At 63.2% G+C, this 25,149-nt stretch carries 22 protein-coding genes, 3 pseudogenes and 1 riboswitch; of the genes and pseudogenes, 13 read left to right on the forward strand and 12 right to left on the reverse strand.

The annotated features are described in order from the left end of the window. Positions 1-53: 53 nt before the first annotated feature. The 6 genes and pseudogenes from ESZ60_RS16265 to kdpA form a co-directional block, all read right to left on the reverse strand. Positions 54-699 (reverse strand): annotated as a pseudogene (locus tag ESZ60_RS16265) (winged helix-turn-helix domain-containing protein). Next, positions 696-1,640 (reverse strand): sensor histidine kinase, encoded by a 945-nt coding sequence (locus ESZ60_RS16270; protein ID WP_134681782.1) that lies wholly within the window; start codon positions 1,638-1,640, stop codon positions 696-698. Before ESZ60_RS16270 ends, ESZ60_RS16265 begins: the two are co-directional and overlap by 4 nt. Positions 1,641-1,652: 12 nt before the next feature. Continuing rightward, positions 1,653-2,327: a DUF4118 domain-containing protein gene (locus ESZ60_RS16275; RefSeq protein WP_134681783.1), complete on the reverse strand. Its 675-nt coding sequence runs from the start codon at positions 2,325-2,327 to the stop codon at positions 1,653-1,655. A gap of 12 nt (positions 2,328-2,339) precedes the next feature. Further along, a pseudogene (locus ESZ60_RS16280) lies at positions 2,340-2,555 on the reverse strand (potassium-transporting ATPase subunit B); the annotation flags it as partial. A 90-nt stretch (positions 2,556-2,645) separates the two neighbouring features. After that, a complete protein-coding gene (locus tag ESZ60_RS21695) occupies positions 2,646-2,999 on the reverse strand; it encodes a potassium-transporting ATPase subunit KdpA (RefSeq protein WP_280634006.1) in 354 nt (117 codons plus the stop codon). Next, positions 2,972-4,318: a potassium-transporting ATPase subunit KdpA gene (gene kdpA, locus ESZ60_RS16285; protein ID WP_280634007.1), complete on the reverse strand. Its 1,347-nt coding sequence runs from the start codon at positions 4,316-4,318 to the stop codon at positions 2,972-2,974. The genes ESZ60_RS21695 and kdpA overlap by 28 nt, the downstream gene beginning before the upstream one ends. A gap of 728 nt (positions 4,319-5,046) precedes the next feature. Here kdpA and ESZ60_RS16295 point away from each other — a divergent pair. Continuing rightward, positions 5,047-5,700 (forward strand): outer membrane protein, encoded by a 654-nt coding sequence (locus tag ESZ60_RS16295; RefSeq protein WP_167620191.1) that lies wholly within the window; start codon positions 5,047-5,049, stop codon positions 5,698-5,700. A 728-nt stretch (positions 5,701-6,428) separates the two neighbouring features. Here the strand turns inward: ESZ60_RS16295 and ESZ60_RS16300 are convergent. Next, the gene (locus ESZ60_RS16300; protein WP_342365246.1) at positions 6,429-7,118 is read right to left on the reverse strand and encodes an amidase family protein; all 690 of its coding nucleotides are present in this window, start codon (positions 7,116-7,118) and stop codon (positions 6,429-6,431) included. Positions 7,119-7,237: 119 nt separating this feature from the next. After that, complete coding sequence (locus ESZ60_RS21805; protein ID WP_342365245.1) at positions 7,238-7,492, reverse strand: hypothetical protein; 255 nt, start codon at positions 7,490-7,492, stop codon at positions 7,238-7,240. A 74-nt stretch (positions 7,493-7,566) separates the two neighbouring features. On the opposite strand from ESZ60_RS21805, the gene ESZ60_RS16305 reads away from it, so the two are divergent. Then, positions 7,567-7,875: an FCD domain-containing protein gene (locus tag ESZ60_RS16305; protein ID WP_134681785.1), complete on the forward strand. Its 309-nt coding sequence runs from the start codon at positions 7,567-7,569 to the stop codon at positions 7,873-7,875. Here the strand turns inward: ESZ60_RS16305 and ESZ60_RS16310 are convergent. Next, positions 7,872-8,393, reverse strand: a complete 522-nt coding sequence (locus tag ESZ60_RS16310) for a MarR family winged helix-turn-helix transcriptional regulator (protein WP_134681786.1) — start codon at positions 8,391-8,393, stop codon at positions 7,872-7,874. The genes ESZ60_RS16305 and ESZ60_RS16310 overlap by 4 nt on opposite strands. Before the next feature lie 140 nt (positions 8,394-8,533). Here ESZ60_RS16310 and ESZ60_RS16315 point away from each other — a divergent pair, with 140 nt between their 5' ends. The 5 genes and pseudogenes from ESZ60_RS16315 to ESZ60_RS16335 all read left to right on the forward strand — a co-directional run. Further along, complete coding sequence (locus tag ESZ60_RS16315; protein WP_134681787.1) at positions 8,534-9,703, forward strand: amidohydrolase; 1,170 nt, start codon at positions 8,534-8,536, stop codon at positions 9,701-9,703. A 23-nt stretch (positions 9,704-9,726) separates the two neighbouring features. Continuing rightward, on the forward strand, positions 9,727-10,464 hold the full coding sequence (locus tag ESZ60_RS16320) for a DUF5058 family protein (RefSeq protein ID WP_134681788.1): 738 nt from the start codon (positions 9,727-9,729) through the stop codon (positions 10,462-10,464). 17 nt (positions 10,465-10,481) lie between these two features. After that, complete coding sequence (locus ESZ60_RS16325) at positions 10,482-11,180, forward strand: hypothetical protein (protein ID WP_134681789.1); 699 nt, start codon at positions 10,482-10,484, stop codon at positions 11,178-11,180. Positions 11,181-11,217: 37 nt separating this feature from the next. Next, a riboswitch (glycine riboswitch) is annotated at positions 11,218-11,304 on the forward strand. 128 nt (positions 11,305-11,432) lie between these two features. Then, complete coding sequence (locus tag ESZ60_RS16330; RefSeq protein ID WP_134681790.1) at positions 11,433-12,689, forward strand: D-amino acid dehydrogenase; 1,257 nt, start codon at positions 11,433-11,435, stop codon at positions 12,687-12,689. A gap of 112 nt (positions 12,690-12,801) precedes the next feature. Beyond that, positions 12,802-13,445 (forward strand): annotated as a pseudogene (locus tag ESZ60_RS16335) (pyridoxal-phosphate dependent enzyme); the annotation flags it as partial. A gap of 147 nt (positions 13,446-13,592) precedes the next feature. On the opposite strand, the gene ESZ60_RS16340 reads toward ESZ60_RS16335, so the two are convergent. Beyond that, complete coding sequence (locus ESZ60_RS16340) at positions 13,593-14,459, reverse strand: MurR/RpiR family transcriptional regulator (protein WP_134681791.1); 867 nt, start codon at positions 14,457-14,459, stop codon at positions 13,593-13,595. 267 nt (positions 14,460-14,726) lie between these two features. Between ESZ60_RS16340 and ESZ60_RS16345 the strand changes: the two genes are divergently transcribed. The 6 genes from ESZ60_RS16345 (at position 14,727) to ESZ60_RS16370 (ending at position 21,118) form a co-directional block, all read left to right on the forward strand. Then, entirely contained in the window at positions 14,727-15,839 is a 1,113-nt protein-coding gene (locus tag ESZ60_RS16345) for a DmpA family aminopeptidase (RefSeq protein WP_134681792.1), read from the forward strand. Between the two features lie 54 nt (positions 15,840-15,893). Then, a complete protein-coding gene (locus tag ESZ60_RS16350) occupies positions 15,894-17,327 on the forward strand; it encodes an MFS transporter (protein WP_134681793.1) in 1,434 nt (477 codons plus the stop codon). A gap of 781 nt (positions 17,328-18,108) precedes the next feature. Continuing rightward, the gene (locus tag ESZ60_RS16355) at positions 18,109-18,966 is read left to right on the forward strand and encodes a DUF2189 domain-containing protein (protein WP_134681794.1); all 858 of its coding nucleotides are present in this window, start codon (positions 18,109-18,111) and stop codon (positions 18,964-18,966) included. Positions 18,967-19,047: 81 nt separating this feature from the next. After that, positions 19,048-19,368 (forward strand): hypothetical protein, encoded by a 321-nt coding sequence (locus tag ESZ60_RS16360; RefSeq protein WP_134681795.1) that lies wholly within the window; start codon positions 19,048-19,050, stop codon positions 19,366-19,368. 820 nt (positions 19,369-20,188) lie between these two features. After that, positions 20,189-20,452 (forward strand): cupin domain-containing protein, encoded by a 264-nt coding sequence (locus ESZ60_RS21095; RefSeq protein WP_280634008.1) that lies wholly within the window; start codon positions 20,189-20,191, stop codon positions 20,450-20,452. A 201-nt stretch (positions 20,453-20,653) separates the two neighbouring features. Beyond that, positions 20,654-21,118, forward strand: coding sequence for an MAPEG family protein (locus tag ESZ60_RS16370; RefSeq protein WP_134681796.1), 465 nt, complete (start codon positions 20,654-20,656; stop codon positions 21,116-21,118). Between the two features lie 66 nt (positions 21,119-21,184). On the opposite strand, the gene ESZ60_RS16375 is transcribed toward ESZ60_RS16370, so the two are convergent. Further along, positions 21,185-24,178 (reverse strand): autotransporter domain-containing protein, encoded by a 2,994-nt coding sequence (locus ESZ60_RS16375; protein ID WP_134681797.1) that lies wholly within the window; start codon positions 24,176-24,178, stop codon positions 21,185-21,187. Between the two features lie 251 nt (positions 24,179-24,429). Beyond that, positions 24,430-24,630, reverse strand: a complete 201-nt coding sequence (locus ESZ60_RS16380; RefSeq protein WP_134681798.1) for a hypothetical protein — start codon at positions 24,628-24,630, stop codon at positions 24,430-24,432. Positions 24,631-25,149: the final 519 nt, after the last annotated feature.

A 25,149-nucleotide genomic window follows, 5' to 3' on the forward strand; every position in this document is an offset into this window, starting at 1 on the left:
CGGTGAAAAAGGGGCCATAGGAACCAATCCGCCGGTCGTACCGCGCGACCATGTCATTTCGTGGCCAGACGATAGCCGATGCCGGGTTCAATGAAGATCCAGCTCGGATCGGCAGCATCGTCGCCCAGCTTGGCGCGCAATTGGCGGATGTAGACGCGCAGATATTGGCTGTCTCCGACATGGGCGGGTCCCCAGATCGTTCTCAGGATCATGTCCTGCGTCACCAGCCGGCCGGCATGGCTGGCCAAAAGCCAAAGAAGGTCGAAGTCTTTCCGGATCAGCTTTAGGTCCCGACCATCGAGTCGGGCCGCATGCTCGACGGCATCGATGCTCAAGGGCCCCAGCGTCCGGCTCGCATCGCCGCCCTCGCTTGCCCGGTCGCGCAGCAAGCCGCGCAGCCGGGCCAGCAATTCTCCTGTCGAGAAGGGCTTCGTGACATAGTCCTGCGCGCCCGCGTCAAGCGCTGCGATCTTGCCCGCCTCGTCACTGCGCACCGACAAGACGAGGACCGGCATGGCGGACCATTCCCGCACCCGGTCCAGCACCGTCTTCCCGTCGGCATCGGGCAGTCCGAGATCCAGTATGATCGCCGCGCGCGGTCGCGGCCTCGGAGACCACATATCCCGCGGTTTCCAGGGCGACCCGCAGGAAACGCCGGATCGGGATCTCGTCCTCGACAAGAAGAATACGCACACTCATTGGGTCGGCGCCGGACTGGCCAAGGGCAGGTCGATCACGATCCGCGTGCCCCGACCGTCGGAATGGACCGCCTCGGCATGGATCGTGCCGCCATGGGCTTCGACGATTCCCTTGCAGATCGCAAGCCCCAGACCGGTCCCGGCCTGACCGCCATCGCACTGCTCGGCGCGCCAGAACATGTCGAAGACAGGGTCGATTCCGGATACCGGCAGACCCGGCCCCTCATCCTCGATCCAGAGCTTCGCACGGGTGCCGCATGTGGTGGCGCCGATCCTGATCGGCGTCGGGGGCCCGGCATATGTGTGGGCATTGTCGAGGATATTGACGAGAACCTGCCCGATCAGGATGGGATCAACCAGCACGGCGGCCATTTCGGCGGGAATGCTTACCTCGATCCTGTGCCCGCGCAGGGGACCGCGCAGGCGGTGGCGCGCCGCGCCGGCCAATTCGCGCAGATCGGTCGGCACGGATTTCGGCCGCAAGGCACCGGGACCAAGCCGCGTCATGTCGAGCAGGTTCTGGATATAGCGGTCCAGCCGCTCGCCCTCTTCGCGGATGGTCTCGACGAGGATCTGCGGTCCCTCGCTGTGCGTCCCCACCTGTTCAAGCCCCTCGGCCGCACCAAGGATCGAGACGAGCGGGGTGCGCAGGTCATGGCTGACCGAGGAAAGCAGCGCGCCGCGCAGGCGCTCGGTCTCAGTTTGCACCCGGACCTGCGCCAGATCCTCGGAGAGGCGGATCCGCTCAAGCGCGAGGGCCGCCTGATCGACCAGCGTGCCCAGCAGACGGTGGTCGGCCGGACTGGGCTCGCGCCCATCCGCATAGGCAATCCCCATCACGCCGAGCAGGCGGTTCGGCACGCCCAAAGGCAGGAAGAGCCAGCGCGACGAGGGCAGCGTGCCGGAGCCCCGGCCCGCCGGTTCGCCCCTTGTCGAAGGCATAGCGCGCCGCCGTCACCTCGCGCGGTTCCAGCCGGTCCTCGGGCGGGAAGGCCCGACGATTTGAAGTTCTCCCACCGCATGGGGGGTCAAGAGGATGCTCTCGCATTCCAGCACCGTCGCGACATGGCTGACCGCAGCCCAGACCGCATCATCGAACGAGGCCGCCGATGCTGCCTTGCGCGAAAAGTCGTAAAGCTTGCGCGTGCGGTCGGCGATGGCCTTCTGCGCCATCATCCGGCTGCGCAGCCGGGCAGTGAGATTGCCGGTGATGATCGAGGCGATCAGGAACAGGATCAGCGTCAGGAACTGTCCCTGATTCCAGATCTGGAAGGTGAAGCGCGGCGTTGTGAAGAAAAAATTGTAGCACAGGAAGCCGAGCGACCCGGCCCAGACCGAGGGCCAGAGCCCGAAGCGGGCCGCGATGGCGACGACCATGGTCATGTAGATCAGCGACAGGCTGCGCACCGGGATGAAGCGATCCGCCGCAAGGCAAAGCAATGTCGTGCCCGCCGTCGCGGCCAGCACGATGCCCAGGGCGGGGATGTCAAAGGGCCTCGGGCTAGTGCGGGCCGACAGCCCGGGGGCCATGGCGGCGGCGAACCGGGTCATGGCGACGGGGTAAAGGATGCCCGTCAGCGCGGTCATCGCGATCAGCATCGTCAGGGCGGGGCGGATTTGCGAGATCATGATTGGCACTCCTTATGCCAGAGCAAGCGCGGTCACGCTCAGATCGATCAGCTTGATGCCGATGAAGGGTGCGATCAGGCCGCCAAGGCCGTAGAGGGTGAGGTTGCGACGCAGAAGCGCGGCCGCGCTGGCAGGGGCGTAGCGCTCGCCGCGCAGCGCCAGCGGGATCAGGGCGACGATGATCAGCGCGTTGAAGATCACCGCAGACAGGATCGCACTTTGTCGTGAGAGGGCGCCGGACGCGTGGAAGTGTCAATGGACATGTCTCTTGTCCCTTGATGAATGAGGGGGGCGGTCCCGCTGCGCGGGGCCGCGGGATCAGTTGGCAAGAACCGCCGTTTGCTCGGCGATGGGGCCAAGGGCGAGGACCGGGACGAAGGTCAGCGCGCCAAGGATCACCACGGTGAGGATCAGCAGTGTCACGAACAGCGGCCGATGGGTCGGGAAGGTGCCCGCCGTGGCCGGGCTTGGCTGCTTGGCGACCAACGCGCCCGCGATGGCCAGCATCGGCACGATGATCGCATAGCGGCCAAGGATCATCGGCAGGCCGATGGCGGTCGTCTGCCATTGCCCCGCAGCACCCCAGCCCGCATAGGCCGAACCGGTGTTCCCGACCGCCGAGGAATAAGCATAGAGGGTCTCGGTCAGGCCATGCGGCCCCGCCTCCTGCATCGCGGCGGCCTACGGCACGGTGACCGAGATCGCCGCCCCGACAAGGATGCCCAGCGGCATCGACAGAAGGCAAGCATGGCCAGCGTCACCTCGCGCCCCTCGATCCTGCGGCCCAGATATTCCGGGCTGCGTCCGACCATGAGCCCGGCAAGGAAGACTGCCAGAACGACGTAAAGCAGCATGCCGTAAAGCCCCGCGCCGACGCCGCCAAAGATCACCTCGCCGATGGCCATGTTGACCCGCGCAACCATGCCGGAAAGCGGCATGAAGCTGTCATGCATCGCGTTGACCGAGCCGTTCGAGGCCGCCGTCGTCGCCGCCGCCCAGAGCGAGGACAGCGCCGCGCCGAAACGGACCTCCTTGCCTTCCATGTTGCTGCCCGCCGCGATGGCTGCGTTTCCCGAAGTCTCGCCCGCCCAGATCACGCAAAGGCCAAGAACGAACATCGCGCCCATGGCGGCATAGATCGCCCAGCCCTGCCGGACGTCCCGCGCCATGCGCCCGAACAGGAAGCAGAAAGCGACCGGGATCAGCAGGATCGACAGCGACTGCGGGATGTTCGACAGGATCGTCGGGTTTTCCAGCGGATGGGCCGAGTTTACCCCGAAGAAGCCTCCGCCATTGGTGCCAAGCTGCTTGATCGCGATCTGGCTTGCGGCGGGACCGCGCGGGATGACCTGCTGGGCGCCTTCCAGCGTGGTGACATGCGCCCCGCCCAGCAGCGTCTGCGGCACGCCCTGCAGGATCAGGACCAGCGCCAGAATGATCGACAATGGCAGCAGCACATAAAGCACCGCCCGCGTGATGTCGGCCCAGAAATTCCCCAGCATCCTGCCTTTGGGCGCGGTGAAGCCGCGGATCACCGCGACGCCCAACGCCATGCCCGTCGCGGCCGAGACGAAGTTCTGCACCGTCAGTCCCGCCATCTGAGACAGGTAGGAAAGCTGCGCCTCGCCGGAATAGGCCTGCCAGTTGGTGTTGGTGACAAAGCTAATCGCGGTATTGAAAGCCAGATCGGCAGAAATCGCGCCGATGCCATAGGGGTTCAGCGGCAGGACATGCTGCACTCTCAGCACGAGATAGAGCAGCACGAAGCCCGAAAGGTTGAAAGCCAGCACGGCCAGCGCATAGCCACGCCAATCCTGCCCGGTCTCCGGGCGGATCCCGGCCAGGCGGTAGAGGCCGCGCTCGATCGGGCCGAGCGGGGTGGAAAGAAAGTTGCGCTCGCCCGCGAAGACTCGGGCGAGGTGGGCAGGCAGAAGCCATGCCGCGCCGGTCAGAACGGCGCAGTAAAGCACATAGGCAAGGATATCCTGCATCGTGGGCCTCGTTCAGAAACGGCCCGGCCGCGCAAGCGCGACCAACAGGAATACGACAATCCCCGCCGAGGTGGCGAGGCCGAGGATCAGGTCGAACATGGCCGGTTCCCAGCCTTTCGATGAGGCGCAGCGCAGCGGCAAAGTGGGCGAAGCCTCCGATGCCGAGGGCGAGATAAAGGATGTCTGACATCTACATTCTCCTTCAGACGGAATGCAGCAGAGGCCGGGTGCCACCCCGTAAAAGCGCCATGTGGATCTGCGACCGGGGGCGTAAAATACACGTAAATGCGCGCTGTGGCGCGGCCATGCGTCCGTTCATACATGCCTTGGCTGCGGCAGGTCTGAGCGTCGGCTTCGCGCTGATCCCTTTCAAAAACTCCGTGCTTGAGCGGACAGGGGCTTCTGACTCAGGTGATAGGGAAGGATCGGGATGCCTGGAAGGCAGGAAGTTTCCGCCAGACTGTTTGACGAGTTCGATCCCGAACGCACTTCTCGCCCGGCCACCTTTTCAGGGGTATCGACCGCTTCCGGGATCTGCATGACCTGTACGAGGCGCGCAGCCTTTAGAGCCATATCGCTCGGTCCGGCGGGCATGAAAGGGCCCCCAAACCAAAGCGGGGCTCGATTTCAGCCCGGCCTTCGGTGCGTTCGTTACGCGTAAATCAGTGACGCCTCGATTGCGGTCGTGTAAGATCGAGTTGGGAGAAAACAGAGAAATGGAGCGGACCATGAAGCATGGACTTTTGGCCGCAGCGGCGGCGATCACGGCGCTGGCAGGGGGCTCCGGCATGGCCTCCGCTCAGGCCCTGTCTCTGGAAGAGTTCTACATCAAGGGTTTCGGCGGCGCGACCTGGCCGTCAAACTTCGACACGACACTCGAAGAGGATGGGACGCAAATCGCGCTTCCCAGCTTCGACCATGACACAGGATATACTCTCGGCGTTGCGGTCGGAGCGGCCGTCACGCCGCGCATCTCGATGGAGATCGAATACGCCTATCGCAAGGCAGATTTCACCGTCAGAGACCGTGACGAAGGCGACCAGACCGACGGCGATACCTCTGCAAATGCCATCATGTTCAATGCGCTGTACATGTTCGACGGCATGGGTGCGTCCGGGGCGGTCCAGCCCTATCTCGGCGGCGGCATCGGAGGGGCCAAGGCGGAAATGAGCGCGGGCGGACAGGATTTCGACTCCGAGACGTTGTTTGCCTACCAATTGATCGGTGGCGTCAGCTACACACTGGACCCGGGCAGGAGCCTCTACGCAGAGGCACGCTGGTTCCAGACCGAGTCGGGCGAGTTCGAGGGCCCCGACCAAGAGAGCTTCGACGGCGAATTCGAAACCTTCGACCTGCTTGTCGGTATGCGCTTCGCTTTCTGACGCAACTGGCAGATGTGGACCAGCGGGCCGATGCCCGACGATAGGTCACCCGCGCGCCCTGCACAGCATTCGGGCGGCAGCTTCGGTACATGGTGCGGGCAAGACTTTGTCGCTTCGATCAGCGCCGCGCCATCGCCGATGGCAAGCCCAAGTGAAGCAAGGCAGCAGTTCGATCCAGCGTCGATTGCCGTCACGGTCGCCGTCGGCCAGCCCCAGCGCCTCTTTGCTGCCCCATGCATCCGCCTTGATCAGCACCAAGGTCGGTTGCTCGTCTTCGGCCTTGCGGGGCTGGAAATAGCCCCCATCCGGCGTCAGCGCCTATGGGATAGAGCTACCCCCTCGTAAGGATCGGCCGTCCCGAACTTTCATGGCCCCGGGGCCTCTGCCTTGGATGTTCGCAGGATACGCCGTGATCCGACCATCGAGGCCGAACATCCGCACCAGAGCTGCATAAATTTAACCAATCCGATCGAGAGCACCTTCGCCTCGGCGCGCCGACAGCAGAAAGACCGGTCACCATGACAATTCGGCTGCTCATCTGCGCAGGCCAGATGGCGCAAATTCGCTGGCGACAACCGCATGGCGGAGATCATTCAGGAAAATGAGTTCCGGGACGGGATCAAGTAGCAGTCAAACTGCCGCCTGACTGGGGCCGTCAACAACGTTCTCGCATAGCCCAAGGACTTGAAACGCGTAGGAATAAGCGGGCGTTCACGCGATTTGCTGCTTCAGCGCGGCCGAGATTTTCGGAAGCCGCTCGCCTGTTCATAGGAATGGGCGATCTGCAGCACCGCGAACTCGGCGCGACGCGGGCCGATGATCTGCAGCCCCATCGGCTGGCCCCAACCCTTCGGCCCAAAGCCCGCCGGGACCGCGGCGACCGGCACACCGGCAAGCGTCGGGCCGATGACCACCTCCATCCAGCGATGATAGGTATCCATGGCCTTGCCCATGAACTCTTTCGGCCAGCCGATCCGCGCGCCTTTGTAATCGCGGCTCAGTCCCTGACGAAATTGTATAGGATCGACATCCAGCGACAAGGGCGCACGGGCGTCGTATCCGGCCTGAACCGAGAGCAGATAAGCCGTATCCGCGACTGGACGAAGACCTCGCCCGCAGGCGCTATAGGGCACAAGCCCTTGGGTCGGGGGGAAGCCCACGACATTTTTCCAGCCCGCCGGATTGCGCAGCGAGCCCATCATGTCGCTGCCATCCGCGACCGGCAGCATGTGGCGCGCCAGCGCGACCGCCGCGCCGCCGCTGGACCCGCCCGCCGACAGCCGTGGATCGAGCGCATTCACCGTGGTGCGGAAGACGGCGTTATAGCTATGCGAGCCAATTCCGAATTCCGGGGTATTGGTCTCGCCGATCAGGATCGCGCCTTCGCGCCGCGCGCACTCGACAATCGCGCGTAGAATTTCGTGACATTGTCGCGAAAGATCGGCGAGCCCTGCGTCGTCGGGATGCCGGCGGTGGCGCTCAGGTCCTTCGGGGCTTGCGGCACGCCAGGCAGCGCCCCGAAGCTCTGGCCCGAGGTTTAAGCGCGATCAGCCTTCTCCGCTGCGGTGAGCAGCTTTTCGGGGTCTTGCAGCGAGACGATGGCATTATAGGTCGGGTTTTTGGCCTCGATCCGCGCCAGACAGGCCTGTATGACCTCACGGCAGGAATATTCCTTGCTGCGGATCGCGCGAACGAGATCGACGACGCCCAGTTCGGTCGGATCGCCCGAGGCAGCGACGGAAGGGTCTTGCCGGTGGGCGTCGCGGGCGCGGTTTGCGGCTTCACTAGTCATTCTGGCCTCTTGCCCTGTTGGGCCTGTTTCTCGGTTCCGGGGATCATGGCGGGCCTCTTGGTCAGGTTTCAGCCATGGATCTCGGCATAGGTCTTGCGCAGCGCGGCCTTCTGAACCTAGCCAATGAGGCCATCTACCACCCCGCGCGCGACCCTTTCCTCAAAGCCGAGACGCTGCGCCTGAGGGCCATGCTGCAACCCTATCGGCGGCGGCAATTGTGGGCGCGGGGTCGGCTGCGCCGCTCGCTTGACGCGCATCGACGCATCGCCGAGGCGATAGGCTCGGGCGACGAGGCCTCGGCAGGAAAGGAAATGCCAGCGCATGTCCTCGTACAGGGCACACGCTTTCGGGACCTTGCAGCCATCCTGGCAAGCGGGGCCTAGACGGCCTCTCGTCCCTTCTCCAGCTTGACTGCAGCGGCCTTCAGGATCTCTGCTGATTTGTTCTCGTATTCGTCGCTGTCGATCCAGAAGGCGAGCTTTGCCATCATGGCCATAAAGGCCGAGACTTCGTCAGGGCTGAAACTCGCGAACAGCAGATCGGTCAGTTCCTCGGACAGGAAATCGGCCTTTTCGCGGACGGTCTTTCCGGTCGTGGTGATGAACAGGCCAAAGCGGCGGGCGTCGTTCTCGTCATTCTGCCGTTCGGCAAGCCCTAGTCGCACCAGATTCTGGATCAGGCGCGAAGCAAGGCTGCGTTCCAGCGCCGCCAGAACGACAATATCGGCAAATGTGATGCCCGGACGGTCGCCGATCAGACGCAGCACACGAATTGAGCGGATGTCCAAGCCGACAAGGCTCACAAAATCCTCATCGACTGATTTGATCGAGGCATTTGCCAGCATGTTCAATTGATAGGCTGCGTTTCCTGCGGTGAAGCCCTGTGACCAGTTTCTGAGCATCCTGACCTTTCCCGTATCCGCCGGAGGACACGTCGCGCAATTTCGAGAAGCGTTTTGCCATATGAAGTGAAACTATCGCTTTGAGCAATTGTCTTACCATGCAACTATCTTGATTAGCAACGAAGTGGGAGATTCGTGACATGCTGCCTGGACTGCTGGATGAGATTATCGGCCAAGAGGAAGAGATTTTCGCATGGCGCCGCGCGCTGCACGAAAATCCGGGGCTGGGCTTTCAGGAAACCTTCGCCGCCGAAATGGTCGAACAGAAGCTGAAGGAATTCGGCCTCGACGAGGTGCATACCGGCATCGGCGGCACCGGCATCGTCGGCGTGCTGCGCGGCAACCGCCCCTCGAACCGCGCCATCGGCTTGCGCGCCGACATGGACGCGCTGCCGATCCATGAGGAAACCGGCAAGCCCTATGCCTCGAAAGTGCCGGGCATCATGCATGCCTGCGGCCATGACGGCCATACCGCGACGCTGCTCGCGGTGGCCTGGCGAATGGCGCAGGCGCGCGATTTCGCGGGCACGGTCTATTTCATCTTCCAGCCCGCCGAAGAGGGGCTGGGCGGCGCGCTCGCCATGATCGAGGACGGGCTTTTCGACCGCTTCCCCTGCGACCGGCTCTATGCCTATCACAACGCCCCCGGCTTCGATTTCGGCCATGTCCTGACCCGGCCGGGGCGGATGATGGCGGGCTGTTCGTTCTTCACCATCCGGGTGCAGGGGCGGGGCGGCCATGCCGGCCTGCCGCAGACCACCGTGGACGCCGCTCAGATCAGTTCGAATATCGTGGTGACGGCGCAAAGCATCGTGGCGCGGAACCTTAACCCCAATGATGCGGGCATCGTTTCGTTCACCGATGTCTATGCCGGGACGAACAGCCATAACGTCATCCCCGACAAGGCCGTGCTCAAGGGTTGCCTGCGCTATTTCGAGAAGCCCGTCGGCAATCTGCTGAAGGCACGTCTCGAAGAGGTCGCGAAAGGCGTGGCCCTGACCTATGGCGGCAGCGCCGAGATCGCGTTCAACGACAATTTCGTCCCCCAGATCAACGATCCTGCGGCCACCGAGATCGCGCTGAAAGTCGCGGCCGAGACCGTCGGCGCCGAGCGCGTCAACGCCAATATCGCGCCTTTCACCGGCAGCGAGGATTTTGCCTATATGTGCGAACTCGTGCCTGGAAACTATGTGATGATCGGCGCAGGCCCCGGTGCCGCGCCGCATCATCCCGCCTTCGATTACAATGACGAGATCACGAGCATCGCGGCCAGCTATTTCTGCCGCCTGATCCAGACCGAACTTGTTTGAACCGCGCCATAGGGAGGGGAAATATGGAACAGGTTCTTCAAACGGCCAATGGCACGGTGTTCTGGCTTCTGGCCTCGCTGATCATCGCCGTGGTCGTGATCCAGTCGCTGCTTTACTTGCGCATGACGCTGGCCTTCTCGAACCGTTACGACATCCTTTCGGCCGAGGAAAAGAAGGTCGTCTACAAGACCGCCGCCATCAACTCGATCGGCCCCGCAGTGGCGATCTTCTTTGTCGCGGTCTCGCTGATCGCCATGGTCGGAGGGCCGGTGACGCTGATGCGCGTCGGCGTGATCGGCTCGGCGATCTTCGAATTCATCGCAGCCGATCAGGGCGCGAAGGCCGTCGGGGCTGAACTGGGCAAGGACAGCTATACGCTGCAGGCCTTTGCCGCTTCGGTCTGGGTCATGACCTTGGGCGGGATGGGCTGGCTCGTCACGACCTTCTTCATGACGCGCAGCCTTGACCGGGCGCAGGACAAGCTGTCGATCAGCAATCCGCAGCTGATCCGCGCTGCGGGCACGGCTACCCCGGTCGCGATTTTCTTCATTCTCGGGGCGAATGCGGCGGTCGACAAAAGCTGGCTCAGCAACATCTCGGTCGCCTGGGATGATCTGGCTGCCATCGTCACCAGCGCGCTGTGCATGGTGCTTCTGCATGCGGCGGGCAAGCATCGGGCCTGGCTGAGGGAATGGGCCGTGGGTCTGAGCCTCGTCGCCGGTCTCGCGACCGGCTACGCCGCCGGGCAAGCGCTGGCCTGAACAGGGAGGAGTTCAACATGCACAACCAGACCCAAGACGACTTCTACAAGACCCAGTTCAGCCCGCGCGCCCATCTGATCGGCCGGATGACCCTGCTGATCGCGATGGTGGTCTGCACCTTCCCGGCCCTATACCTGTCCTTCGTGTTGGGGGCCTTTCCGGGCATCGGGCCGATCGTGACGGGCTTTCTCGCCATCCTGGCCTTTGTCGGAGTGATGTGGGTGGTCGAGCCGATCTCCTATTTTCCGGTTCTCGGCGTCGCCGGCACCTACATGAGCTTCCTGTCGGGCAATATCGGCAATATGCGGATGCCCGTGGTGATCTCGTGCCAGAGCGCGGTGAATGCCGAGGCTGGCAGCCGCAAGGCCGAGGTTGCGGCGGTGATCGGCATCGCCATCTCGGTGCTGGTCAACTTGGCCTTCCTGATCGCGCTGGTTCTGATCGGGGGCAGCCTCATCAATGTCCTGCCCGGCCCCGCCGCCGAGGCGATCAAGAGTTACACCTTGCCCGCCCTTTATGGCGCGGTGCTGGTCCTCTTTGCCAATAGCGCAACGCGGCGCAATGCCATGACCGGCATCCTTGCGGGGCTTGCAATCTTCCTTTCGCCCATCCCCGAGCTTTTCGGCTCGGCGGCGGCGGGGATCCTCGCCATCGTGCTCAGCGTGGCCACGAATCGCGGCATCTGCGCCGCCAATGGCCCGAAACAGGCCGCCTGACAAGACCCGCGCCCGTGAGAACGGGCGCGCGATCACGACGGTTCGGACAGGAGAGTTGGGGCTATCCCCACGCCGACGGAGCAACGCCCCGGAATCTCTCAGGCAAAAAGACTGCCGGACCGACACTCTGGAGAGAGATGCGCCCGCATCCGCCGAAGGAGAAAGCCGCATTGCGGCGATGCTCTCAGGCAAAAGGACAGAGGGGGGATGCGCCGGAAGCGGCGTGTTCTGACCATTCACCGGAGTGAGAAAATGACATCCATCGCCGTGATCGGTGCCGGGATTACCGGCGTCACCACCGCCTATGAACTGGCTTTGCGCGGGTTCGAGGTCACCGTCTATGACCGCAACCGCTACCCTGCCATGGAGACGAGCTTTGCCAATGGCGGCCAACTTTCGGCCTCGAATGCCGAAGTCTGGAACCACCCCTCGACCATCCTCAAGGGGCTGGGCTGGCTTCTGAAATCCGACGCGCCGCTGTCGCTGAGCCTCGCGCCAAGCTGGCACAAATACAGTTGGCTGGCCGAGTTTCTGGGGCATATCCGGCATTACGCCAGCCATACCACCCAGACCGCGCGGCTGGCGGTCGCGGCGCGGGCGCGCATGGTCCAAATCGCGGCGGATGAGGGGATCAGCTTCGACCGCTCTGATCGCGGCATCCTGCATTTCTACGCGACCGAGGCCCAGATGGCGCATGCCCGCCGCGTGACCGATCTGCTTGCGCAAGGCGGGGTCGAGCGCATCGAGCTTGACGCTCAGGCCATCCGCCGCCTCGAACCGCGCCTTCAGGGCGATTTCGCGGGCGGCTTCCACACCCCTTCTGACGCGACCGGGGATATCCATCTGTTCACTTCCGGACTCGCGCAGGCCAGCCAGCGACATGGCGTGCGTTTCGAGATGGAAAGCGAGATCTTGTTCTGCCGCCATGACAGCACTGGGGTGCGGATCGCCCTGCGCGACAAGGCAGGCCAGCGCCTCGAGGCCAGCCATCTGGCGGTGGTGATCTGCGCCGGGACCGGCAGCCGCCGCCTCGCACAGATGCTCGGCGACCGGATCAATATCTATCCGGTCAAGGGTTACTCCATCACCGTGAACCTGTGCGACGCGGCCTCGCGCGACGCCGCGCCGGAGCTGAGCCTGCTCGACGATGCCGCCAAGATCGTCACCAGCCGCCTTGGCCCGGATCGCTTCCGCGTCGCGGGCACGGCGGAATTCGCGGGCGAAAACCGCGACATCCGCGCCTGCCGCATCCGCCCCCTTGTGGATTGGGTGAACCGTCACTTCCCCGAGATCTCGACCCGGCAATGCGTGCCCTGGGCTGGGCTGCGGCCGATGATGCCCTCGATGCTGCCAAAGGTGGGACCGGGGCGTCGCGCGGGGGTTTTCTACAATACCGGCCACGGCCATCTTGGCTGGACACTGTCGGCGGCGACCGCAGAACTGGTCGCGGGGTCCGTTGCGGCGCGTTTCGAGGCCGCACCTCGGACGGCGCTTCGGAAGGCGGCGTAAGATGCGGGACGAGATGTAAATCCCTTCGCTCTCGGACATGCTGGTGGCGCGGAAACGCATCGCGCCGCATGTGCGTGTGATGGCGCTGACCTCGCGATTTATCAATGAACTGACCGGGGCCGAGTTCGTCCATCCCTATAATGACTGGCGAGTGATCGCCGGTCAGGCCACCTGCTCGGCGGAACTGGTCGAGCAGGTACGGTGGCTGGACGCTGTCGTGGCCCCGATCGGGGGCGGCGGGATGGTCTCGGAGCCTGCCTGACGCTGTTGAATGTCGCGCCGAAGACTTGGATCTTTGCCGCAGAGCCGCAGAGCCGCAGAGCCGCAGAGCCGCAGAGCCGCAGAGCCGCAGAGAGCCGCAGAGCCGCAGAGCCGCAGAGCCCCTGAATGCCGATGACGCCGCCCGCAGCTTCCGTCATCGCCGAGAACGCGCCCGAGACCGTGGCCGACGGGTTGAAAGTGTCGCTAAAGGAACTGACCTGGCACTTTGTCCGCAATAGCGTCACCGACATCCTGACCGCGACCGAAGACGAGATCGTCGAGGCGCTGAAGCTGATCTGGAAGCGCCTGAAACTCGTGATGAGGCACAGCGGCGCCGTGACCTAGATCACAATCATCAAGAACCGCGACATCTCCGCAAGCCAGTGCGTCGGCATCATCATCACCTTCCTGGAACTGAGGACCTGCCATGAAGGCCAAGACCGATTTTTCCGGCTTCGAGTTCGGTTGAGCGAAACCGTGCGCACCACCCCATGAGGCACTGATCAGGCGGCGCGCTGCTTTTTGTGAGACCGAGACGCGGCGGCCACATCGCTCTCGCGCTCGGATGTGAAATGCCGCCCCCGCGGCGTCGAAACACTCAGCAGGGGCTACGACGGTTCACAACGGCGCGTTGCCCCATTCTCAGTAAAGGTCGAACTCTTTGAAAAGCCCGGGCCATGCCTCCAGCCGGTGGCGGGTCTGCTCGGGATTGCCGCTCGCGACGCAATGCAGCATGAGGTTCAGCAGCGAGGCCAGCGGACCGGTGCTTTCGAGGAATGCCCCGGCCTTTGTCGCGGCATGGAAGACCAGAGGGGTTTCAGCATAGGCCCAGTTGTTGAACTCGTCGCTGACCACGATCAGATCAATCCCCTTGCGTTTGCAGATCCGGGCAAGGGCCGCGGCATCGCGGGCATAAGGCACGATATCGACCAGCACGAGGACCGCGCTGCGCCGGACCTCACCGGGATGCGAGATCCATTCCGACAGGCCGGTGTCATGCGGCGAAAGCATCTGCACCATGCCACGGGTGATGCCGAGCCGGCGGGCAAAATCCTCGGAAAGGCCGCGGATCGTCTGGAAACCCGCGACATAGACGATGTCGCGCTGGCACAGCGCCTGGATCGCGATTGCCCATTCCGGCCGCGACAGTTGCGCGGCAAGACCGATAACGGCCTCGGCCTCGCGCGCGATGATCCCCGAGAGGTCTCCGGGCAATAGACTGAGCTGCCGATCCTTGCCACTGACCTGCGCCTCGACCCGGTCCGCCCGGAGTTCGTCCCTGAGGGCCGAGATGCCCTTGTACCCGATGCGCCTGAGAAAGCGGCTCACCGTGATCTGGCTTACGCCGCTTTTGCTGGCGACCGAGGCACCTGTCTCGTCGCCAAGGTCGCTCTGGTTGAGCAACAGGAACTGCGCGATCCGTGCCTCGGATTTGCTCAGCATTGGCAGAATCTCATGCAGGCGTGCCGAGAAGCGCGAGGCGGGCAGGGGTTCTGTCGGCTTGGTCATGATATAAATGGTAACATTATTGATTTATGACAGACAACTGTCATTACTGGGCGTGAGGAAGCGATTCGTCGGCGAGTTCACCGAAACAAACCGGACGCCGCAAGGAGGAAGATCAATGGCAGGCAGGCCCCGAACACGCGCAGTCGTGGGGCCGACCTGTGGCCACCAGCCGGGACAAGCAGAAATCGACGGCTGCGCGCAGGTAGCGATCCGACTTGGGGTGGGCTTGCCCCCTCGGGAATTGCAAGAGGAAGAAGGAAGGACAATGTGAGCAAACCGCGCGCAAGGGATCTGGGCATCCCGTTCAAGGGCAGGACCGGCCCGCTCAATGCCATCACCGATGTCGAGGGCGTCAAGGTTGGCTTTACCACGCTGACCGATCCGTCGAGGAACATGCGCACCGGCGTGACCGCGATCATTCCGCGCGGCGACGAGGCCGGCATGCCGACGCCGGTCTGGGCTGGCCAGTTCGACCTGAACGGCAATGGCGAGATGACCGGAACGCATTGGATCAACGATGCCGGCTATTTCATCGGTCCGATCTGCATCACCGACACCCACGGCGTTGGGGCTTGCCATAGCGGGGCCACGAAATGGATGATCGAGCACTATGCCGATTTCTTCGACAAGGAACATGCCTGGGCCATGCCGGTGGTGGCCGAGACTTATTCGGGCGTGCTCAATGACATCAACGCCATGTTCGTCGAGCCCCGGCACGCGATCGAGGCCCTGAACGCGGCCAAGGACGGCCCGGTCGAGGAAGGCTCGGTCGGCGGCGGCAATGGCATGATCTCGTATGAATACAAGGGTGGCACGGGGACGGCCTCGCGCGTCGTCGAGCTGGCCGGGACCAGCTATACCGTCGCCGCGCTCGTGCAGGCCAATCACGGCATCCGGCCCTGGCTGACCATCGCCGGCAAGGAACTCTGGCCGGAATTCGACGACCACCTGCTGCTGTCGAAAGAGCAAGGCTCGATCATCGTGATCATCGCGACCGACGCCCCCGTGACGCCCCTGCAGCTGCGGCAATTCGCCAAGCGCGCCGCGATCGGGATCGGTCGCGCGGGCACCCCCGGCGGCAACAATTCGGGCGACATCTTCCTCGCCTTCTCGACCGCCAACCGGGCCGAATGTATGCCCCAGCTCGACGCGCCGGTCCTGACGATGACGCATATCAACAACGAGCGCCTTGATCCTTTCTACCACGCCACCGTGGAAAGCGTGAACGAGGCGGTGATCAATGCGCTGGTGGCGGGCGAGGACGTGCCGACCTTCAAACCCGCCGGGCTGGTGGTGAAGGCCATCGACATCGAGAAACTGCGCGAAGTCTTTGCCGACACGGCCGAGACCACCCCCATGCCGTGCCGTCGGCAGATGTGATCCGCGGCAAGCCCCGGAAGCCGGGCAAAAAGATAAACCAACAGGAGAGGCAAAATGACGCTCGTGACAGAGTGCGCCGAAAACCACGAGACGGGTGAGGTCCCGTTTCTGGTCAAGCTCGGATATTCCTTCGGGACGTTCGGCGAATCCATCGCCTACAATCTTTTCTACGTATTCTTCCTGATCTTCCTGACGGTCGTGGTGGGCCTCGACCCGGCGGTGGCCGGCGCGATCTCGCTGGTCGCGATCCTGTGGGACGGGGTCACCGATCCGCTGGTCGGCTACCTTTCGGATAATTCCAAAAGCCGCGCGGGTCGCCGGCGTCCCTTCATCATCCGCTTCTGCGCCCCGCTGGCGGCCACGCTGGTGCTGCTGTTCACCACCATCCCCGCGCTCTCGGGCATGGCGCAGGTGGCTTATTTTCTGGTGATGAACATCCTGTTCTGGACCATGTTCACGCTGGTCGACGTGCCCTATATCGCGCTTGGCGGAGAACTGTCGGATTCGGGCAAGGAACGCACACAGATCCGGACGATGGCGACGATGTGGAACTTTGTCGGCTTCATCCTCGTGGCCGCGGGGACGGTTCCGCTGGTCACCTATTTCGCCGATCCCGTGGTCTTCCCGGGCGAGGCCGCCTTCCGCGATCCCTCGGCTTGGAAAACCTTTGCCATGCTGATCGGCGCCCTGACCTTCGTCAGCTTCGCCATCGCCTTCTGGGCGACGAAGGGTCGCGAACCGGTACGCCACACCGAGCGCAAGTCCGAGCAGGGCTCGTTCCTCGCGAGCTACCTTTCGGTGATGAAGATCCGCGAGTTCCATCCGCTGATCGCCTTCTGCCTGATCAGCCAAGTCGGCGGCTACATGCTGACCGCGCTGGCCGTGCATTACTTCATCTATTACATGGGCGCGACCGAAGGCCAGATTTCGACGATCTTCCTCGTCTATGGCGTGATGGTTGTCGCGGCCTCTCCGATCATCGGCGCGCTGGCGAACCGCTTCGGCAAGAAGGCGGTGCTGCTGGCCTGCAATCTGATCAACGTGGCGCTGTTCTTCGCCTTCTGGAAGCTGGGCTTCACCTTCACCACGATCTACTTCTTCGATCTGGGCATCGCGCTGTATTTCGGGTCCTTCTACATCCTCGGCGTCGCCGCGACCTATGACATCGCCGAGGTGGACCGCCTCGCGCGGCGGGACCACGACAGCCGTCAGGGGATCGTTTTCGCGCTTTTCTCCTTCGTCATGAAGCTGGGGATCGGTCTGGGCATGTTCTTCAGCGGCATCCTGCTCAAGACGACTGGCTTCGACGAAAGCGTGCTTGAGCAAACGCCCGAGGCCCTGTCGGGGCTTCACATCGGCCTGACGCTCATCCCGGCGCTGCTATTCCTGGCGGCATCGCTGGCACTCTGGCGCTATCCGATCACCCGAGCGCGGCAAGTCAGCATCGAGGCCGATATCAGGTTGCTCGAGGAAAGCCGGGCAAGCTGAGGACCCGAGCCCCGCCTTGAACGGCAAAGGGCGAAGTTGATGACGCCTTGTCCGGCGACGGTTTTGGGCAGCAGAGACATGATCGCGTCAATTGCCCTGATACCGGGTCGGACATGGCCTTTGCCATGCCCCTAAATACGGCTGCTGGCAGCCCTCCTGCTGGGACCGCCCATCACCTGCGCTGGTGCATCTGACGCTGCGGGCTGAGAGGAAGCGGGTGGCAATACTTGGTTGATCGCTTCCATTCAGTGCGCGATTGCCGCCCGCCTTGGTCCCGATGCGCGCCAATGGTACCTTGGTTTACGCGGCCGGTCGATTGTCGTGGCTCGGACCAATGGTGGCTTCAGCAAGATCATAGGTTGACGCGTCCACACCTCCCCGCATTCGGGTTTCGTCTTCGATGCATTGGAACAGGCCGTCCAGGATCGTCGTCCGGCCAACAGAATAGGGCTGCTCCATCACAGCGATCGCGGGTTGTGAAGCCTGTCCATTCTCCTGCCACGCGGCATGCGGCGAAGCGGGCGCTCGGGCGTCGAGGCGTGAGCTAATTGCCGCTAAAGAAGAAGAGCGGACAAGCCGATCTCTGGTGCGTGTCGTTCTCTGGGCCTGACCAATATTTTACGGACGCAGCCGCCTGCTGCATTGCAAGAGTGCAACCCCACGCTGAATCTGCTATGATGTAGCTCAATTACGGTTCGACCCGGCAGCTTCGCGGGCGGAGCCGGGTCTCCGGCTGACGCCTCGCCCGATACCGGGCCCTCCAGAAAGCGAGGACGCAGCCATGCACCGAGAGACAATTGGAAATCCGCTGAGTTGGAGCGCACAAAGGCTGGCCGATGCCGGTCGCAGCGCCAGCGCGGCGGTGGGTGGGATCGGCAGCCACGACATGACCCTGCCCGAGGTCAACGAGATCGGCCTCGGCGATATCCGGGCGGCGCTCCGCAAGGGCATTGAGGACCTAGCCGCGCTGCGCACCGACGTCATCACGGCGGTCGCGCTTTATCCGGTGATCGGATTTGTCCTTGCCGCTTGGGCGCTGAATGCGGGACAGGTGCATCTGCTGTTTCCGCTGGCGGCGGGCTTCCCCCTGGTCGGGCCTGTCGCGGCGATCGGTATCTATGAGATGAGCCGCCGGCGCGAGCAGGGCGAGGATGCCAGTTGGACCCCCGCGCTGGCCACGCTGACAGGCCGGGTGCTGGGGCCGGTGTTAACTCTGGGCTGCCTTCTCGCGGTAATCTTTGCCCTTTGGCTCTTCGCCGCCCATGCGATCTGGGCCGCCACCCTCGGACCCGAGCCCTATGACAGCCTTCTGGGCTTTCTGCGCGCAACCTTCACCACCGGCGCGGGCTGGATGATGATCGTGATCGGCTGCGGTATAGGCTTTCTCTTCGCCGTCATCGTGCTCTGCGTGAGTCTGGTGTCATTCCCGATGCTGATCGACCGTCCTGTCGGCGTGCCGGTCGCGCTAGCGACCTCGCTCGCCGTCGCGCGTCGCAATCCGGGAGCGACGGCGATTTGGGGGTTGATCGTCGCGGTCTCGCTGGCTCTGGGGATGATCCCGCTCTTCGTGGGGCTGATCGTCGTGCTGCCCATACTGGGCCACGCGACATGGCATCTTTACCGTTTGGCCGTGGCTTAGACGCATTTGCAGCCGGGCCGTCGGCGAGGGCCAGCGCAACGCCGGCGAAATCGCGCCCCATGTCAGATTTGGAGAGGTCCGATGAAGATGAAAATTTCTCTCGCCGCGCTGGCTTTCTACGCTGTAGCGGGAACGGCACTTGCAGAGAGCAAACCGTTGACGCCCGGGCATATCCAAGAGGCCGCGATTATGGGTCTGAACCCCCATGTCTTCAGTCGCATGGAGATTGCCCAGATCGAAGCCGAACCAACCTGGCGTGACCGCCGACAACGAATCCGCTTCATCCTTCAGAGAAAGGCCAAGGCCGGACAAGATGTCTCTCATCCCTTCACCTCAAGCAGATGGCTGGGGGTAGATGGTGGCACCGCGAAAGGTCGTGTAACTATAGGAATAGGCTTCTGAAATCTGGATTTTGTAGCTTTCTAGCGCCATTCGGAACTTGCTGGGCGCTCGCATGTGAAAAGGCTGGATTGCGTGGCCCGTCAGGCCGAAGACACTGATCCTGTGCGCCCTGTTCAAAGCAGGGAAACTTGGAAAATGGATCAGTTCCTGCATCAGTTTTATCAGCCCGGCGTCAGGATCACGATCCGCTGGCTTGCCGAATAGGCCGGGACGGCGAATGATCGGTCTCTAGGCCGCTGGGACATTGTTTGTTTCGCTGGAAAGTAGCACGGGCCGTCCCGCAATGGCTCGAAGCCCGAAGGCTTGCGCAAGCCGAAGCCGCCGTGGGGCCTGACACGGCTCCAATGGCATTTCGGCGTGTCGTCGGGCGGGATCCCGGCCGGATCTTCTCTGCGATTGCCACCCTCGCTGTGTCCGGCTTGCGCTTAGGCAGGCGAACATCGTCTCGGCCAGGTCCTGACCTTGCGGGCTCAGGTGGATGAGACGCCGGACGTTTTTCTCCGGTGCGCGCCTCCCGAGAATTGACGGGCTGTCGCGACATGCGCTTGTGGCGCGCCAAATCGGATGGTCGCTGGGCGATCGGCAGTGGATGGAGAACACGGCGAATCCGCTTCGTGCATGGAGTGCGGCATGCGCTCGCGGACAGGTCGCCAGACCAGCAGGAGCAATGCGCTGAAACAAGAAGCGAAAGACGACGCGATCCCGCGCATCGGGCAATTGGAACTGCGCTTTGTCGCATGCGACGTCTGCGCGACGGCCTTTGAGTTTACCGTGCCGTCTCAGGCATGGGCTCCTGCGGTCCAATAACATCGCGATGCGGATGAGTTACTACGGCCTAGAGGGCGTCCTGAGGGTGACCGTCAATAGCCGCGGGGCGAAACTTCGTGCCGGCGAAGCGGTGTTCAACCCGCGCGGCGCGGTGCACCATCACGAAAAGCCGCATGCCGGAACCGCCAAGATTCTCGCCGTGATCACGCCCGGAACGATCGGTCGCAACTACTTCGACGCGGTCAGCGTTCCGTGCAAGCCGGATCCCGCCAGACTCTCAGAGATCATGGAGCGCCACGGTCTTATCCCGGCCTGAACGGCACGTGAGCCATTCGCCGGAGTGTCGCCCGCCGCGGGACGTCATCCCCGCCATCAACAGGAAAGATCGCGTCGTGCCGCGGGCTGGATCGCCGCGAAAACGGGGCGTTCTGCGGCATCGAAGTGCCTCTTCGAGGATCGGTCAGAAAATACTATGATCCATCACTTGACGCGCCAATCCGGTGCCGGGGATTTTCACATGGACCAATTGAGCCTGAGCAATCCTGTATTCACTGCTTATGCCATCGCCGCAGCGCTGATGATCCTGAAGGGGGTCGCCATGTCCTGGCTGACGGTGTTCCGAATGGTCTCGGAAAATGGCGGGTTCCGAAATCCTGAAGACCTGAAGCAGACGATGGCGAATCCGCGGCCACATGCCAATCAACTGGCTCCCAACGAACGCGTTGAGCGGATTCGCCGCATTCAACTCAACGATCTCGAGAACCTGCCTTATTTCCTGATTGCAGGGCTTCTCTATGTGACGACAGAGCCGTCGCTTCTGCTCGCGCAAATCCTGTTCTACGGCTATGTCGCGACGCGTTTTATGCATTTCGCCGCCTATTACACCGCGCAGATTCACGACATTCGCGCGGCGCTTTGGACGCCCGGCTCGCTCATCATCGTTTTCATGGCGGTAAGCACAATCCTGCGCGCTGTCGGGTAGTCCTCAGGGTCCCGGAAAAGACGTGCCGGGAAAGGGGCGGCGCAGCGATGCCCCGCCCCATCCTGATCAGAAGCGCACGCGCAGATCGGCGGTCAGGGCGTGGTCGCGGGCATCCTTGCCGAACTGACCGGCATAGCCGACCGACACTTTGGCACCCGGCGTCAGGTCCATATCCACCGTGCCACGCAGAATGGCGGCATCCTCGGTGATCGCCGCGCCGGTCACCTCGAAGGCGGAACCGCCGGCAAAGGCCAGGGCGGCGGTGGGATCGACATCGCCAAAGGCATGCTGCCAGCCCAGCTCTCCCCGCAGCACGGCCGAGGATTGGCCGGACCTGACCTCGCGCTCGCCGCGCAGGCCAAGCGTGGCGAAGGTGGTGTCGCTGTCCAGCCCGTCGCTTTCCAGCGCGGCATTGCCGCCCTTTTCGGCAAAGGAATCCGAGGACAGGATGACATGCTCAAGCGCGGCGAAGGGTTCAAGCGCGGCCTGACCGGTCTGGAAGCGCCAGCTTGCCTCGCCAAAGAACCGTGTGGTCGAGGCGTCGTAATCCGCCGTCAGCATCTCCGAAGTGCTGCCATAGCTGACGTGGCGCTGGGTATCGACCTTGTTCAGCGTGTGGCTCGCCCCCAGACGGATGCCAAGCGCCTCGCGGCGGGTACCGCCATAGATGCCAAGGTGATAGCTGTCGAGATCGGCCTGGGCGTCGCTGTCGTCAAGTGAGACCGCGCCGCTGCCGAAACCCGCATAGAAACCGCCGCGCCAGCCGTTCTCGGCCTCGGCGTCAAAACCGATCAGCGTGCCTGCGGCATCGCGCTCATAGCCCGAAACCTCGTCGGCATCGCTCTCGGCCCAATTGCCATAGGCCTGCCACCAAAGCTGACCGTCGCCCATTTCCGCCACATTGGTCGCGGCACTGGCCTGGTCGCCCGTCGCCTCGGCGATACGGTCGCGCACCGCGCCGTCGATGTTATTGGCGATCTGGGTCAGCGCGCCTGCGACGGTCGCGTGCAACTCGCCCGAGAGGCTGGTGAAGGATGCGGCTGCGGTACCGGCATCAGCAAAGACCAGTTCGTCAAAGACGGCATTGCCCTCGCCCAAGGCCTCGACAGCCTCGGCGGCGGCCGCGCCATTGCCGGTCGTCGCGACCGAGCGGAAGCTCGTGTCATTGCGATCGAGGCGCAGCGTCACGTCATTGCTGCCATAGGTCAGGCTGGTGTCCAGAAAGGCGGAATCCACGTTCGACCCGGCAAAGGCCCCGCTGACGCCGCCTGCGGCAGTCAGGATCGTGTAATCGGTCGAGATGCCGTAATCGCCATCCTGCGCCAGCGCGAAGACCGAGCCATTCAGACTGGCCGTGCCCAAGACCGCGACACGATCGCTATTGCCCTCGGCATCCGCCTCGAGCTCATAGATCGCGCCTTCGGCCAGGGTCAGGTCGCCATCGACATGCAGCGTGCCGATGCTTTCGCCCGGTGCCAGCCTGCCTCCCGAGGCAATCGTCAGGTCGCCCGTCGTTCCATTGCCGCCGATGCGCCCGCCATCCTGCACCTCGGTCGCGCTGGTCACGCTGCCCGAGACATTCAGCGTCCCGCCCGCGACGGTGGTCGCGCCGGAATAGGTGTTCGCGCCGGAAAGCTCCAGCGTGCCATTGCCGCGCAGGGTCAGGCCGCCCGTTCCGGTGATGTCGTTGCTGAACGCGTCCGAGGCGCTGAACCCACCCGCAGCCTGGCTCATGGTGATCTCGACATCGCTGTCGAGGGCTCCATAGCCGCCCGCCGCGGTATAGAGATCCAGCCGCGCCCAACCCGAGCCGTCATCCAGCACATGTCCCGACTGCAACTCGGTCGAGGCCAGCACGTCGCGAAGCTGCTCGGTGGTCATATAGGGGAAGCGCGAGGCGATCAGCACCTCGGCCCCTTCGGGCACGACGGCGGCCAGGGTCGTGTCGCCGACCGTGTTCATGCCATAGGTAAGCCGATACTGGTAGGCCGCGTCATTGGCCTCGCTGTCGCTGAAACGGTCGGCGTCGCTTTCGGCGATGCAGCTGGCGATCGACGCGCCGCATTGCTCTTCCAGCATGCTGCGCAGATCGTCCCGCGCCTCGGCCCAGAGCGTCTGGAAGTCATCCGCCGTTGAAATCGGCTGGCCAAAGAGGTTCGCGATATTTTGCCCGGTGTAATCCGGGTTGTTGTTCAGCATCTGCGCCAGCGTGTAGGTCGACTGGATGCGCGCGCCGATCACGTCCAGAGGGTAATGCACGCCCAGAACGACCCGGCTGTTGCCATATTCCGCGCCGCGCGCCATCAGTTCCTGATACTTCTCGGGCAGCATCGTGGCCAGAAGCAGCGTCGAGGAAAAGCCGAAGGCGCTGTGCCCGCTGGGGAAGGCGGGGCTGGAGGTCACGGTCGAGTGGATGCTGCTCGCGACATCCACCTCGTCACCGAAATAGTCGGTTCCGGTGAAGGATTGGATCTCATCCGGCGCGACCTGGAGGGGGCGCGAATTGCCGTTGACATTGGCATGGGCCGGGTCCGGCGTGTAGGCCAGATCATAGATGCCGTACTGGCCGCCCGCCGGCAGGGTCACGCCCGTAGCCGGGGCGCCATGCGAGGTTCCATTGGCAAAGAAATCCTTGCTGGTATTGGCTGCCGACATCGCAAAACCGGTCGCCTGCGACATCATCGACTGGAAGGCGGGCGAGAACGTCGTCGAGCTATAGTTCTTGGCAATCGAGTTCGTGGCCTGGAATGCCAAGTTCAGCTTCGAGCCGAGCGCATCGGCCACCAGCAACCCGTTATTGGTCGAACCAAGCAGCGCCGCCAGTGTGTTGTCGCGTACGGCCTGATTGCGCTCGGCCTCGGTCGCATTGCTGTTCGTGGCGATGACGGTTGCAAGGTTCTGATCCAGCACGTGCCGCCCCTCGGGCGTGTTCATCAGCAAGGAAAAGCCGTCGAGCAGATGATTCGCTTTGATATCCGCGACGGATTGGGCATGTGTTCCCGACGCGACGAGAACTGCGCAAAGCGCGGTGGTCGCATAGGCTAGTGTCTTAAGTTTCAAGGAAATTCCCCGGTGTTAATATCGACCGGTGCAGCTAGGTCACGATTGTAACATTCTCGTGATAAATGACTGACGGATTTGTAAAAATTGGAAGCTGTTCGAGAAAAACGGTGATGAGCCCGGCTGATGCGGATCGTGGCGGCACGCCTTGCGCGGGCCGAGATGAGGCTTTGATTTGGACGGTGATATCCGCAGCGAGAGCCGGTGGTTCAGAGCCTGCTTTCGACCGTTCACAGCAAGCACGCTTGGTTTCAAGCCGCCTCTGAAGGTAGCTCGACGAATTGCGTAGCGTCCCGCTTGCCTACTTCGGCATAGAGGAAGTCAATGAATTGCTCGATCTCGTCCCAAGATGCCTCGAGCGCCATATTGCCGCTGGCACGGACAAGCGCGCGATGCAGCCGGATCTTCTGCATCATCTGCGGGACCCGGCGGGTGCCATAAAAATGGGGCATGTCTTTTATCTCGGGTCTCGTTCAGGTTAGTCCGACGCGCGGGCGGCGGAGTCACCTTGCGCCAAAGTCGCAAGGAAGGGCCGTCATAACCTGCTCCTATGACGAAACGGTAAACGCGGCGCGTTTCCCGAGTTGGGCCGAGTTGCCCCCTGACAGGGGCGACGTTGCGCAAGCCGTCCGAGCGGTGTGTGAAGGTGACGGCTTCGATCCGGTTCATGACGTCTCGGGCGAGCGCCAGCGATCCGAGAGAGGGTGCGCAGGGTGCCGATTTGGATCCGGCGTCAAGACCGCGTGGGAAATTGGGGAGGGTCGGCGAGCCTTCCAGTGGTAGGATCGCCCGTGAAAGGGCAGGGCGCAGACGAGCCCCGCCAGCCGGATCAGGCTTTCGACCAGCCCCATCCTCTGGCCCCGACCGAAGACGGAACAGGAAGTCAGGCAGGTTTGGATTGCGGCATCGGAAAGTTTCGGATCTTCTGCGCCGTCCTGACTTCTCTGCAAACCAGACCAGTTCCGCGTCGA

This window comes from Paracoccus ravus (assembly GCF_004522175.1).
Classification (GTDB): Bacteria; Pseudomonadota; Alphaproteobacteria; order Rhodobacterales; family Rhodobacteraceae; genus Paracoccus; species Paracoccus ravus.